The organism is Paenibacillus sp. MB22_1, assembly GCF_047200555.1.
Classification (GTDB): Bacteria; Bacillota; Bacilli; order Paenibacillales; family Paenibacillaceae; genus Fontibacillus; species Fontibacillus phoenicis.
Genome location: NZ_JBLADV010000001.1, coordinates 38,408 through 51,247, shown reverse-complemented (window position 1 = coordinate 51,247; position 12,840 = coordinate 38,408). Strand labels below are relative to the sequence as shown.

Below are 12,840 nucleotides of genomic sequence, written 5' to 3'. Positions count from 1 at the left end.
ATTTGAACTTAGGGAACCGATAGGAGTTAAGGTTTGTTTCTTTGCGTGAACCAATATACGATACCAAAGATCGTAGCTATCACAATCATCGATAAGCAAGCCTGCCCGATGGAAAGTCCCATCTGAGTAAATGACATGCCACGGAATGAGAAAGCCGATACGATTAAACATGCCAGCCCCATAGTTATGAGAACAATGACTATAACCCAATCCGCCTTCTTCATATTCGTTCCTCCTGGTGTTCAGGCACAAAGCGGATCTCAAACCTAGTTCCGTGGCCTAACTTACTAAAGACCTTGAGTTCCCCGCCTTGCAGCTCCACCAACTTTTTAGCGATTGGCAAACCGAGCCCTGTACCACCATATTGCCGTGAGCGGGACTTCTCCACACGATAAAAACGGTCAAAGATGTACGGAATCTCATCCTCAGGGATACCCATACCGGTATCTTCCACTGCTATATAAATAAAGGAGCGGTTTTGGTCCAGTTCAACGACGATGCTGCCCTTCTCCGTATAGCGTACAGCATTTTCCAACAAGTTAAGAAGAACCTGCTCCGTTCTCAAACCGTCACCGTAAATCAATGGAATGTTGCTGTTGATCTTCGTTTGGAGAGATAAGTTCTTCTCGCCGGCTTTAAGCTTAATTTTTTGAACCGCGTTATCCGTAATTTCCGCTAAGTCAATCCACTCCAGCGACAGGCTGACTTTTCCTTCTTCCATCTTAGCCAAATCGAATAGATCATCAACGAGGTGCTGTAAACGCATGGCCTCTTCATGAATAATATCTAAATATTTATCCTTCTCCTCCTCTGTTTCATATAGACGCTTCTTGAGGACTTGTGCATATCCTTCCAAGTACGTGATCGGAGTTCGCAGCTCATGAGATATATTCGCAAAAAATTCCTGCCGGGTATCCCTATATCGCTGTAGCTCGATGGCCAGATGATTGATGGAATCCGCCAAAACACCAATTTCATCATCTCGCTGAATCGTTAATCGAGTTTCCAGCTCACCCGCGGCAATTTTCCGGGTTGCCGCTTGCATTTGCAGCATGGGTCGGGATAGGATTTTGGCGATGATCCAGGTGATTCCCAGTGCCAGTAGAAATGCCCCTAGGCCTGACAGTACCAATACGCTACGAACGGCCGTGATGGATTCATCCATATGCCCGGTTGAAGAAAGGACATAAACCGCGGCTTTAATATTTACCCCCGTGGCATCCAATACGGGTCTGGCCGCCACGAAGTAACGTTCTCCATTAGCATCGGTATGTTCAAGCTTTACGGCTTTCCCGGTAAAAAGAAGCTTCAGGTCCTTGGGTTTAATGAATGTTCGGTCCGATATTTCATAGGTTCCGGAATTTGCCAATATGTCTCCTTGTTCAGAAACAAATAAAATACTGACGTTTGAAAAATCGGCAAACTTGAGCAGCGTCTCTTCGGACAACATCTCAGGCGATTGGCTCATCGCTGTGAAGTGAGTCGTGAGTTCATTTACCTCTGTTCTCATTTCCGAGTTATAGAAATTCGTGAACATTCGATCAATCGTCAATCCTAAAGAGAGAATCACGACAACAAAAGCGACGAGAATCATCAAACCAAGCCTGAAGCCAATTTTATTCCTTCTCATTGGAAGTACCCGCTCCGTTGAACTTATACCCTACTCCCCACACCGTTTGAATCGGATTATAGCCAAGCCCTGCCTTTTGAGTCTTTTCCCGAATATTTTTGATATGAGTATCTACGACGCGAACTTCTCCCTCGTATTCGTCTCCCCAGATTAGATTCACCAACTCTTCGCGGCTGAACGCACGTTGTTCGCTTTTCGCGAGCGAGATGAATAAATCAAACTCTTTCTGTGTGAATTCAACGGAATGGTCATGGATAATAACTTCTCTACCTTCCGGTAATATTCTCAGATGGGGAAACTCTAACGCAGCCTCTTGCCGCCTGATGGATTGTGTAATCGCCGAACGGCGGATTAAGGAATAGACCCGGGCAAGCAATTCCTCAGGTTCAAATGGCTTGGTCAAATAATCGTCCGCGCCGATGCCAAGCCCGTACACTTTATCTTTCGTCTCCGAACGCGCGGTGAGCATCAAAATAGCTACATGATCCTTCTCCCGGATCTTTTTGCATACTTGCCACCCGTCCATATCCGGCAGCATAAGGTCCAGCAGAATAATGTCGAAATGATGGTTAGCCGCCATTTCCAAGGCTTCATTGCCGTTTGTAGCTTCCTTGACCTCGAACCCTTCTCGCGTTAAATAAATCCGCAAGAGATTGCGCATATTCCATTCATCATCTACAACAAGAACCTGTAGTTTTGGCACGCCGCCACCCGCCTTTACCGATTGACTCATTTTTACATAGTGATTACCTTTGTCTCTTGGTTGCGCTTAAAGAAGAAATACACCATCAAGGCCATAGAGATCAGGAAGATACTCATACTGGTCCATTGTCCGGCAGTCCAATCCAAGGCGTACCGTGGTGAATCCCCACGAAGGAATTCCAAAGAAAACCGGACCAGTGCATACATCATATTATAACTTAAAAACAGCACCCCTACGGGAAGCTTGATATTCTTCATGGCTATGAGAACTCCAAATACGATCAAATCGAGCTGACCCTCCCAAACTTCGGCCGGCCATAGCGGAACGGAACCATACCGTTCAAAAGCGATGGTACCTTCAGGGTAAACAACCCCAAAGCCTGTCCCAGTCGGAGCTCCAAACGCATCACCATTTAGGAAGCAGGCAATCCGGCCTACGGCCTGACCTAATATGATGGCAGGAGCCACAATATCGGCGAGTTCCCAAAACGAAATTTTATTTTTCCAGGTATAAACAGCCGTTGTCAGGAATCCGCCAACCAATGCTCCCTGTATGGCGATTCCGCCATTCCAGATGGCAAAAATCTCAGATAAATGGTTCGAGTAGTATCCCCATTGAAAAAAGAACACATGCCATATTCTGGCTCCTAGAATGGCACCAAGAAGTACATAGAACACCAGATTAAAGATATGTTTTTGATATTGCGTCCCTCTAGCTAAATAATACGCCATGCCCACGGCAAGCAATACAGCCAAACCCACTACGACGCCATAGGATCTAAGGGAGAATCCCCCGATTTCAAATAAAATTACTCTCACGTCACTATCCCCTTATTATTATGGAGTAACACTAATTCCATTTGGCGTTGTGCCTACTTTAATCGTTGTAATCACTTTATTGGTTTCATTGTCGATCACGGTTACAGTGTTATCGAACATGTTTGTCACATATATTTTACTGTTATCCGGGCTCACTACCACGCCATGCGCCCCTTTGCCCGTCTCGATCGTGGCAATGACCTGATTTGTAGCCAGGTCAATTTTCGAGATACTATTTGATGGATTTTGTTCGGTACCTTGATTCGCAATAATCGCATACTTGTTGTCGGATGGAATATACACCTGCGCAGGACCGTTACCGACAGGTACTTTGATCATTTTCTCGGTAGCTAAGTCCACAATTACGGCTGCATTCTCTGCGTTTAAAGGAACGACCAGGGTTTTACCGTCACTCGTTACGCCAGTCGTTACAGGCGTGCTACCGACCTTGATCTTTTTCTCCTCAACCATGGTCTGCAAGTTCAACACACTAACGGTGTCTTCGCTCATATTTGCCACATAGGCAAATTTACTGTCCGCCGACACTCTAAAACCATGAGGGCCTTTTCCTGCTGGAATCGTTCCCACCGTTTGAAACGTCTTGGCATCCAGTACCGTTACATTATTTCCTTCATTATTGGTAACCAGAACATTTTTCCCATCCATCGTAAAAACGAGATGAGCCGGGTGGATACCTACTTCGACTTTCTTGACGAGTTCGTCTGAAACCGTGTCATAAAAATTGGCATAACCGCTCATTTCATGATCGCCATCTTCGCCATGTCCGCCCTCTTGATCTTCCGCCTCCGACATTCCTTCCATGTCCGACATTGATGGAACAACCGTAGCTCCTACCAATTTCCCGTCGGGAGAGACCTGGACATTATGAACGGCCCCTTCAACCTTAATGGTCTGCAGGACTTGATTTGAAGTTGCATCTATCTTAGTAACACTTCCCCCTTCATCGGCAGTGTAAAAAAACGCCGGCGCAACATTTTGTGAAATTGGGGCTTCAGCTTTGTTTTCAGAGTTATTCGTGGTTTGATTTGGTTGTGCAGCATTGTTATTCTGTTGTGCAGCATTGTTATTCTGTTGTGCAGTACCACAGGCAGTAATACCAATGGCTAAAACCGCTACAGAGAGCGTTATCATCCAGTTTCTTTTCATGTTATTTATCCCCCTAAATTTATTTATTCTCATTTTTATATTTATCCCCAAAAAATATAGTGAGCGTGCTCACTATATTTCTCGATTCAGTTACTCACTCCAGGATAAAGAAACCGTTTCTCCATTGGGTCCGTCAATTTTCATTTCGACCTGAGAGGCTTGCTCTGTTTTTGGAAACCAGGCCAAATAAAAAGGATGGTGTGAGTCGTTGCTTACGGAAACCAACCGAGAAGGAGACACATATTTACCATTTAAGCCTTGCAGGCTAATCCTCTGCTCATTTAACAAATCAGAAATATCGCCAGAATGAGCAGCTAATGAAATTCCATAGATATCATTTTGTTGAAAATCCTCCGCTTTGATATCCGTAAAATTCGGATCATTCCCAAGGTCAGTTGCCTTTAACCTTTGCACCGTGATTTGAGCCGAGCCAAGCGTTCCCTCCTGAACGGATGGATCCGGACTAATGTCAGGGGCGGTTACGTTCGAAGCTTGGACAGGAACAATGATATCTTCCAGCGATATTTCATGCGGTTCGGAACCTACCGGAATTATGGCTACGACCTTTCTGTCTTCTCGGTTGATCTTTACGATATCGTTCGATTGCCGATTTGAGACAAAAGCCCATACCCCATCAGGTGAAAAGCCTACGTGATTTGCATAGGAACCCGTTGAAATCGTCGCTAAAACACGAAAGTTGTCCGTATTGATCACTGTGACATCGTTCGATTTGTTATTGCTGACCCACAATTCTTTTCCGTCTGGGGAGACAGTTACCCCATGAGGAGCCTCTCCCGCTTCAATATCCTTGATCACTTGCATGGTTTTCATATCGATGACAGACACCGTATTCGACTCTACATTGGCAGCAAAAGCATATCGCGAATCCGGCATAACCGCCACCTCGTTAGGTACTTTCCCGACAGCGATGGTTTTGACGACTTTTGCCGTTGTTGCGTCTACGATGGAAATCGTATCATCATTCACATTAGCTGTCCAAACTTGGGAACCATCCGCAGTAACTGCCACATGCGCCGGGCCTTCTCCCGTCTCAACCATGGATTTTAGATTGAGATTCGCCGTATCCACAATGGCTAATTTCCCGCCCGTTTTACCAAGCCCCGGATTAAGGGATACGTATAAGTTTTGACCGTCCGGGCTTATATCGATGCCATGAACGCCTTCGTCAAAAGCAAGTTCCTTTATTTTCTTTTTGGTTTTCGTATCGATCGCTATCAGCGTTTTGCCGTCAAAGCCGGTGCCGACGTAAAGTACTTTTTGGTCTAAGCTTAGTGCAATACCATGGGAAGCTTGGTCTGTTCCCAGTTTAATCGTGTCCACTGCTTTTCCTTGTTCATAATCAACAACGGAGATGGTTCCGTCTCCAGCGTTTGGTACATAAAAAACTGAAGCAGGAGCTGCTTTCCCTTCTGGCTGTTTTACGAAAAGCCAAGTACCGGCAACGAGCAAAAGGAAAAGCAAAACTCCCCCCCATCGATAGATATTTTTCATGAACTCATCCACTCCATGTTCTCGTCATTGGGTTTGTTAGTGTCGTTTCTTACTCATCATCGGCATCAAAACCAGGTGTGACAATGGGCAAATCAGCAGAAGCAGGAATGGAATAATGTTTCCCGTTGAGCCTGTTATTCCGTTAAAAAGTAGCATTGCAGCGAATAGAACGATCGGCAAAACACAGCACAAGATCATCATCCAATTATGTTTTTTGGAATGGCCGGAATGCTCCCCGCCAGCATGATTATTTCCGTCATGGTTGTGATTACCACAGCAACTCATGTTAGTTCCTCCCACTATAAATTAATGTTTTCTTTCATTTGCTTACGATTTCTTAGATTTTCAACTTCGACGTTTTCGAGAGATGGAGATATTATGTTTATATGACATATTTTTCTGGTGGAGCCGATGGCAGGAATAGAGTTTGGAACCCATTTTCCAATCTATGGATAACATCGGTATGTTCGCACCTTGGATATCCACACCATTCCCTTGACGGCTTACCCTCCCATGTCACACTGGGTCATAGCCCTCACATTCCTTCGTCCTGCCTCTCAAGGGGTGGACGCCGCTTCTTGCTCCTTTACTGGGTCGTTGCCCTTATGGAATAATTCCTTGCGGCTGCTCCGTGCTTCTGTTGTCGTTGTTTATAACCTATTCGTCGTATGCAAACGCTGAAAGTTTGAATCTCGTTTTACGCTGCCATCCGAAGCTGAGACTGGCGTACCGGCCCCAGAACATCCATAGGGTTGTAGCACATTTGTTTTGTCCCCAATGTGAATAAGACTCGAATGAGTTTTCCACACAGGGCTACAATGGACTGTTTCTTCTTTAACGGATTGTTTGTGCGTGTCGTGTAATATTGATGTAATGCCTTAAACTCCGCGTTTTTTGCCACCATCGGCATGACAGCCCGGAACAGCAACGCCCGTAGCCGGGATCGTCCACGTTTGGTGATCGTGGACTTGCCCTTCTTCTTGCCGGAGCTGTTTTCCTTCAGATTGAATCCGGCAAGTCGTATGATCTGTTGGCCATGATCGTAGCCTCGCAGATCCCCGACTTCCGCCAGGAAACCAGCCAGTGTCACCACTCCGACTCCAGGTACCGTCAACATCTCTTCAGAACCGGGAACCCGATCCAGTAGTTGTTCCACCTGTTGCATGATGTCTTCTAGCTGACGAGCAAATAAGTCGTACTGCTCCAGTAAAGCCTTCAATTCGATTTTGGCTGCAGTGAGACCCTCGGTAAGTCCGATCGAAGACTTGGCGGCTTGAACCAGTTTCTCCGCTCGCTTCATGCCTACAGCTCGTTTCACATCCTGCTTCCAACGCTTCAGAATCGTATAGGCGCCTTGAGATACGACGTCTTGCGGTGTTGGAAAATCTGTCAGTGTGATGAGCGATGCTTTCCCTTCCCAGTCTTTGAACACCTGTTGGTATTCCGGGAAGAAACGGTCCAGCCAGTTTTGAATCCGCCTTTGGACTTGCCCAAAGTTCCCCATCACTTTTTCCCTCAGGTTCATCAAGATGCGTAAATCCGCATAGACGCTCTTCGGGAATTTCGGTTCGGTGTACTTCCCATTGCGGATCAGATCTGCGATCACTTTGGCATCTTTATAGTCGTTTTTCGTCGGGGAATTGTCCTCAAGCTCTTTGCTCTTGTTCACATGATGAGGATTGACGATAACCACCTTAATCCCTTCGTGCTGCAGAAATTCCGCTAGCGGGAACCAGTAGTGTCCGGTCGGCTCGATGCCGAAGATCACATCAGTCTTCGCATGTTGCCACTGTAGCTCCTTCATCCACGATACCAGTTTAGTCAGCCCTGAGCGGTTATTGCTAAACACACATTCTTTGCCAAGTTCGATTCCCCGAAAGTCGATCCCGCGTGCTACATGGGTTTCTTTTGCAATGTCTGCTCCAACCACTAGTGTAGCTTCGGTAATTTGTGTAATCCGTTGATTCTGCTTCTTCGATTGCTTATACTTCATAGTGAGCGTCCTCCTCTTAATTAGGGCAGTGAATGGTCCACATTCCAAGACCCAGCATACAGGAGGCGCTTTTTTCGTTCAAACCTCAAATTAATTCATTACAGGAATGGCTCCTTTGTTAATTTGAACTTCGGATTGGTTTACCGGGATAATTTTTGAATTTCTTGCTTCATTTGCTCATTTTGCGCTTTTAGTTCGTCAAGCTGTACTTGCATCGCACGGTCATTTGAATGCTCCGAATGAGAGCCGTGTCCATGACCATGCCCCTTCATTCCAAACATCATAAACACCATCATTAACGGACAAGCCAACAATAGCAGCCAAGACCAATCCATTTGTATTCCTCCTTTATCATTTCAATAACTTGATATGTTCATTGTAAAGAGTGATTGTGTAGAAACCGTGTGGAAAGCGTGCAATTTCTATGGACTTATAAAAAAACACGACCCGATATTATGGTCGTGGTAAGGCGTGGACGGTACTGTATCCAAACTAGGCATGTCAATAATTCAGCCCCTTCGATCCTTTCTTTGGCGAATGTTTAAATATCCGACTTCCTAGATCTGAACTTTCCGGGTATAAAGAGAATGAAAAAGAATGAAAATAGTAGCAATATTGAAATACCCGTCTTGACGCGTTGGTCTTCAATCATCTTAAACCCATAGCCAGCCATAGACTCTAAAAGAATGGACGGGGCTTTTCCGATGCCTGTAGCGAGGAGATAGATCGGGATACGTACTTGTGCTATTACACTCATGACTGTAACCAGGGCGGACGGCATATATGGAATGATTCTGGCGATCAAAACCGTGAGAAACTGCCTAAGAGTACTCATCCGTTGTATACGATGGAACCACAATCTTCTGTTCTTTGAAAGATACTTCTCCTCTAGTTTGAGTGCCCCTTTTCGGTATAACATATAGGAAACAATCGCACCGGCCATTTCACCGAGCCAGGATACGAAAAAACCTGGGATTCCCCCAAACACTAACACATTGGCCATCGTGAGAAAAACGGAAGGAATTACCCCTAAGATGCTGATGACCACATTGAGGACGATGCTAAGGACGTACGATCCTATCCCCCAGCCTGCCAACCATTCTGCAACATCTTCTGCCTGTAACATTGCCGGATTCGCTCCCTAATACTAACATCATTTTTTTAATAAAAAGGCTGCATGGATCATATTAAACAATCCTATACAGCCTTTTTGCCTTTTCTTCGGGTTAGTGGTTCATCCCGGGCATATCCTCCGTATTGCCGTTCATTCCACCCATACTTCCATGATCCATCCCTGATGCCGATACAATCTCCAGCATGGTGTCGATTTGCCCCTGAGCTTCAGCAGAAATGGATGCCTGAGAGCCGGTTAGCCAGGCATGGTTATACGGTCCCTCTGTTGGAGATTTCTCATATTTGGGTTGGACAGACATCACGTAAGACATCACCGAATCCGGCATACTGTCCTTTGTTGTCCATAGAAGCGGTGCATGCTTGCCTAAGTGAGAAAAAGGCGCACCCGCAATAGCCAGTCCCGGATTTTCTGGATTTACAAACGAAAAGTTATGCCCAGGTGTTGTAATTCCCCAACCAAATCCGGTTGCTTTGTCCTTATATTGAGCAAAGGCAACAGCGTTAGCATATGGATCATCGCCAGCAATACGTACCACTTTGCCATATTGCTTTATTTGATTGGCTACATTCTGTGAAATGACAGATTCAGGCCCTAAAATATAAATATTGGCCTTTCCTCCCCGGGTTTGTAACGCTTCTTTGGTTTCCTGCGGTATCTCATCTTTCATGACATACAACAGGGGCTCAGGCATATGAGCGATCCAGTTGATGGCCGGCATTGTATACTCAAGACTTTCCATCGATCCAATGATGACGGAAGAAGGATTTTCACCCGCTACTTTAGCGTAATAAGCATCAATGGCTTTAGCCAAAGCTGCAGGATTATCGGCTGCAAGTTTGTCCGTTTTGAACCCGAGTTCCTTTGCCTGATCCTCAACTTTTTGATCAAGATCACCAACCAAGATCGCTTGAATTCCCTCGTTACTCTCCACGCCTTTCGGCTTTAATCTTTTCATCTCATTTGCAGTAGCTTCAGGAATACCATCCTGATTGACAAACAAAATCGGGCCATTGCTTGGATGATGGATCAAGTCGGCACTAACAACTGCATTCTGCCAATCATCAGCAGATGTAAGAATAATACTCCCTGGACGGTTATCATCACTGGTTGCCATCCATAACGTTCGCGATACCGACACCGCCGCTTCCACGGGATTATCCGTGTTTATCCGCGTCGTATTTTTTGAGGAAATCCATGGAGTCACGACTTTTACTTCGGAAACAGTTGTATTACTTGATGGTTGAACCGTATTCTCAGCTTTAGCAGCATTGTCGTTTCCCGAATTGGTGCAGGCCGATAAAATGAACACCGTAACTAATAAAGCTACTCCGAGTTGGACTGGTTTCTTCATAAGCGCCTCCTGTAAATTCTCATTATTTTCTAAATAGAGTTATTAGGTGATATCCATTTTAAACAAAAAGCTTGTGGAAAGTATGTGGTTTTCGTGGAGATCCCGTTTAATTATTACCTTTTCCGCTTCCAAATATTACGCCTAAACAAACCCTGAAATCCTGTGTTAGGATGACGTCAGTTTCACAAAAAAACATCAGGAGGAAATTCAGCATGAAGAAATCTTTAGCAATTTTAATGGTATCTGCTTCTCTCGTAATGAGTCCGTTTGGAGCTCCGACGACTCATGCATCAAGCGACATTCCTACACAAGCTAAAGCAACAGTAAGCAGCGTGCGGGAAAATGTTATCGCAAAAGGGATGAAATATTTAGGAACTCCTTATGAGTTCGGGTCCAGCAGAAGCAATACCAAAACCTTCGACTGTTCCGACTTTGTAAGACAAGCCTATTGGGAAGGAGCAGGAATCAGGTTGCCTTCTAATTCGAGGACTCAAGGAGCTTATATCAAGAAAAACGGCACCTATACAACAAACTGGAAGAACCTCAAGCGTGGAGACATTATGTTCTTCATGTCTTACAGAGGCAGCAAAGCTTCTGACTACCAAGGAATTAATAAAAGCACTGCCCGCATCACTCATAACGGAATTTATCTTGGAAACGGGAAAATCCTGCAAACTTATTCCAAAGAATCGGGCGGCGTTCGTATCGATAAAATTGAGGGCACTCAATGGGAAAAGCGCTTTCTGTTTGGGGGAAGTGTGTTGAAATAGCATAACAAGCCAGTGAGAAATAACTCACTGGCTCGTCCTTTCTCCAAATTTATACTTGAAATTGATTAACGGCCTTTCTCATTTTTTCGATCGTTTCCAACATTTTGGATGAAGTTTCGGATATATCCTCTGTTCTATTCACTTGTGAATGGCTCGCTTCCATGATGTGTTGGACATTTTTTACTGTCTCGTCGGCGATTGAAGATACCGTCTGAAATGAGGAGGCAATTTCTTCAATTCCAGCAGATATTTCCTGAGTTGCCGTAGATATTTCCTGATTTTGCTTAGCTACAACTCCAGCAGAATTGACAATATTGCTGAATGCTTGTCCTGCTTTCTGTAGGACTTTTATCCCTCGATCAAGCTGCTTGAGTCCCAGCTCCACCATTTCTGCAGCGTCACTTGTCTTCGTTTGAACAGTATCAATTAAAGATTGAATTTCATGTGAAGAACGCTCAGATTGTTCAGCCAATTTTTTCACTTCATCGGCGACCACCGTAAACCCTCGGCCATTCTCTCCTGCTCGAGCTGCCTCAATGGCTGCGTTCAATGCCAATAGATGGGTTTGTGAGGAAATCTCTGTAATCATTCCTGCTATACTGCTAACATTATCAGACATCTGGTACAACTCATTAATACTATCTGCCATTAAGCAAGTCGTTTCATTAAGCTGATGGATCTCCTCAACAGCTGTTTGGATTGACTGGTTTCCCCGATCAGCATGTTCCAACATTTCACTTGAAGTTAGTGCGACAATGGAAGTTGTTTCGGCGATATGCTGAATGTTTTCTGAAATATCATCCATGGCATTAGCACTGGCATTCATTCCCTGAGCTTGCTTAAGCGCCCCTGATTCAACTTGTATGACATTTGAGTTCACATCTAGAGCCATCTCTGCAATTTGCTTCGTCTTCTCGTCAACAGATAGAGAAGAATGGTGAACACCTATAGAAACTTCTTTGACGGAATGTACCATTTCTTGAAGCCCCCGCACCATTTGATTGACGCTAATAGCTAGTCTACCTAGCTCATCTCTAGACTTAGAAACCAGAAGATCTACTCTTAAATCGCCAACTGAAACCTTCTCCATAAGATGTGTCATCTGGAGAATTGGCCGTACAAATCTGACCGATAAATAAGCAGCAACTATTAAGGAAACTAAGAGACCGATTAAGGCAAACCAAATCATACTTTTTCGAAAATTTTGGGAGGCATGCTCATACATTTCTTTCGGCATACTTACATGAAAAGCTCCAATAACATCGCCCTGCTTATTTCTTATCGGTTCATATAAAGAAAGTTCTTCTCCATTATGGGAAGAACCAAGATAGGCTTCCCCTTTCTCCAAAACCGTCTTTTGAACCTCAGTTTCAAGGGAACTCATCGATTCATTATTTGCCATGGAATCATCTGCAGTTGCAACGCTGATTTTACCTTTAAAAATGACGATACTATCTCCAGTCAGTTTATTAATGGATTCTACCGCTTGACGATTATTTTCCATTAATGTTTCGCCCTTGTACAACTTGGTATTTTTAATTTCCCACTCCCCTGGATATTTTTCATTGAGCAATGCCTTGGCCATAGCTTCATTCGTTGCGAGTTTCTTCTCAGCAAGGTGGGTTACCTCATTTTTCATCATTACTGCCGAGTATCCCCCTAATGAAACGACAACAATTAAAATGACACTCGAAAACATGATCATCAATTTTATGGAGAGTTTCACGATAAATTGCTCCTTATACAATATTAATACATAGT

Annotated in this window: 13 protein-coding genes; 1 reads left to right on the top strand and 12 read right to left on the bottom strand. The window is 44.5% G+C overall.

What is annotated here, in order from left to right:
- Positions 1–26: 26 nt before the first annotated feature.
- From ACL02P_RS00225 to ACL02P_RS00175, 11 genes are all read right to left on the bottom strand, one after another.
- Positions 27–224 carry a hypothetical protein gene (locus ACL02P_RS00225; protein WP_036644990.1) on the bottom strand — a complete coding sequence of 66 codons (198 nt, stop codon included), beginning with the start codon at positions 222–224 and terminating at the stop codon, positions 27–29.
- Positions 221–1,630: a sensor histidine kinase gene (locus ACL02P_RS00220; protein ID WP_009224861.1), complete on the bottom strand. Its 1,410-nt coding sequence runs from the start codon at positions 1,628–1,630 to the stop codon at positions 221–223. Before ACL02P_RS00220 ends, ACL02P_RS00225 begins: the two co-directional genes overlap by 4 nt.
- Complete coding sequence (locus tag ACL02P_RS00215) at positions 1,617–2,363, bottom strand: response regulator transcription factor (RefSeq protein WP_009224860.1); 747 nt, start codon at positions 2,361–2,363, stop codon at positions 1,617–1,619. The genes ACL02P_RS00220 and ACL02P_RS00215 overlap by 14 nt, the downstream gene beginning before the upstream one ends.
- Positions 2,364–2,365: 2 nt before the next feature.
- The gene (gene lgt, locus ACL02P_RS00210; RefSeq protein ID WP_009224859.1) at positions 2,366–3,151 is read right to left on the bottom strand and encodes a prolipoprotein diacylglyceryl transferase; all 786 of its coding nucleotides are present in this window, start codon (positions 3,149–3,151) and stop codon (positions 2,366–2,368) included.
- Between the two features lie 18 nt (positions 3,152–3,169).
- Positions 3,170–4,318 carry a cytochrome D1 domain-containing protein gene (locus ACL02P_RS00205; protein ID WP_412836568.1) on the bottom strand — a complete coding sequence of 383 codons (1,149 nt, stop codon included), beginning with the start codon at positions 4,316–4,318 and terminating at the stop codon, positions 3,170–3,172.
- Positions 4,319–4,408: 90 nt separating this feature from the next.
- A complete protein-coding gene (locus ACL02P_RS00200) occupies positions 4,409–5,830 on the bottom strand; it encodes a YncE family protein (protein WP_009224857.1) in 1,422 nt (473 codons plus the stop codon).
- Between the two features lie 36 nt (positions 5,831–5,866).
- Positions 5,867–6,028, bottom strand: a complete 162-nt coding sequence (locus tag ACL02P_RS00195) for a DUF2933 domain-containing protein (RefSeq protein ID WP_412837293.1) — start codon at positions 6,026–6,028, stop codon at positions 5,867–5,869.
- Between the two features lie 499 nt (positions 6,029–6,527).
- Positions 6,528–7,823, bottom strand: a complete 1,296-nt coding sequence (locus ACL02P_RS00190) for an IS110 family transposase (protein ID WP_387803091.1) — start codon at positions 7,821–7,823, stop codon at positions 6,528–6,530.
- A 140-nt stretch (positions 7,824–7,963) separates the two neighbouring features.
- Positions 7,964–8,158 (bottom strand): DUF2933 domain-containing protein, encoded by a 195-nt coding sequence (locus tag ACL02P_RS00185; protein ID WP_009224856.1) that lies wholly within the window; start codon positions 8,156–8,158, stop codon positions 7,964–7,966.
- 206 nt (positions 8,159–8,364) lie between these two features.
- Complete coding sequence (locus tag ACL02P_RS00180) at positions 8,365–8,949, bottom strand: TVP38/TMEM64 family protein (protein WP_009224855.1); 585 nt, start codon at positions 8,947–8,949, stop codon at positions 8,365–8,367.
- A 100-nt stretch (positions 8,950–9,049) separates the two neighbouring features.
- A complete protein-coding gene (locus ACL02P_RS00175; protein WP_412836565.1) occupies positions 9,050–10,309 on the bottom strand; it encodes a cell wall-binding repeat-containing protein in 1,260 nt (419 codons plus the stop codon).
- Positions 10,310–10,521: 212 nt separating this feature from the next.
- On the opposite strand from ACL02P_RS00175, the gene ACL02P_RS00170 reads away from it, so the two are divergent.
- Entirely contained in the window at positions 10,522–11,079 is a 558-nt protein-coding gene (locus ACL02P_RS00170) for a C40 family peptidase (RefSeq protein ID WP_371859504.1), read from the top strand.
- A gap of 49 nt (positions 11,080–11,128) precedes the next feature.
- On the opposite strand, the gene ACL02P_RS00165 is transcribed toward ACL02P_RS00170, so the two are convergent.
- Positions 11,129–12,805, bottom strand: a complete 1,677-nt coding sequence (locus ACL02P_RS00165) for a methyl-accepting chemotaxis protein (RefSeq protein WP_412836564.1) — start codon at positions 12,803–12,805, stop codon at positions 11,129–11,131.
- Positions 12,806–12,840: the final 35 nt, after the last annotated feature.